This is a genomic window from Vibrio fluminensis (genome assembly GCF_015278125.1).
Classification (GTDB): domain Bacteria; phylum Pseudomonadota; class Gammaproteobacteria; order Enterobacterales; family Vibrionaceae; genus Vibrio; species Vibrio fluminensis.
Genome location: NZ_JADILO010000084.1, coordinates 1 through 529, shown reverse-complemented (window position 1 = coordinate 529; position 529 = coordinate 1). Strand labels below are relative to the sequence as shown.

The following is a 529-nucleotide window of genomic DNA, read 5'->3' as shown; positions in this document are numbered from 1 at the left end:
CCGCCCTTTCACGGCGGTAACAGGGGTTCGACTCCCCTACGGGATACCATTGGGTCGTTAGCTCAGTTGGTAGAGCAGTTGACTTTTAATCAATTGGTCGCAGGTTCGAATCCTGCACGACCCACCATTCTTTAAGAATGACTCTCAAGATGGGGCTATAGCTCAGCTGGGAGAGCGCCTGCCTTGCACGCAGGAGGTCTGCGGTTCGATCCCGCATAGCTCCACCATTCTTGACGTCTACCACAAGACGTAAAACTTATGTGGGCGATTAGCTCAGTTGGGAGAGCACCTGCCTTACAAGCAGGGGGTCACTGGTTCGAGCCCGGTATCGCCCACCATCTTTAAGCACATTCGTAAGAGTGTTTTTAAAAATGGTTACTTCATAAGAAGTGATTAGCTCTTTAACAATTTGGAAAGCTGACAAAACAACAATTTATTGTTGTTTGTAAAGTTCTCAAAGTATTCAATTTAATTGAATACACAAAAACACATTCAAGTGTTCTTGGGTTTTGTCTTACTGTTTCAGTAA

The 529-nt window shown here is 45.2% G+C and carries 3 tRNA genes; all 3 read left to right on the top strand.

From position 1 onward, the window contains the following. The first annotated feature begins 51 nt into the window (after positions 1–51). The 3 genes from IRQ95_RS22000 (at position 52) to IRQ95_RS21990 (ending at position 338) form a co-directional block, all read left to right on the top strand. A tRNA-Lys gene (locus tag IRQ95_RS22000) sits at positions 52–127 on the top strand. Positions 128–151: 24 nt separating this feature from the next. Next, positions 152–227, top strand: a tRNA-Ala gene (locus tag IRQ95_RS21995). A 35-nt stretch (positions 228–262) separates the two neighbouring features. Further along, positions 263–338: transfer RNA gene (locus IRQ95_RS21990), tRNA-Val, on the top strand. Positions 339–529 lie beyond the last annotated feature (191 nt).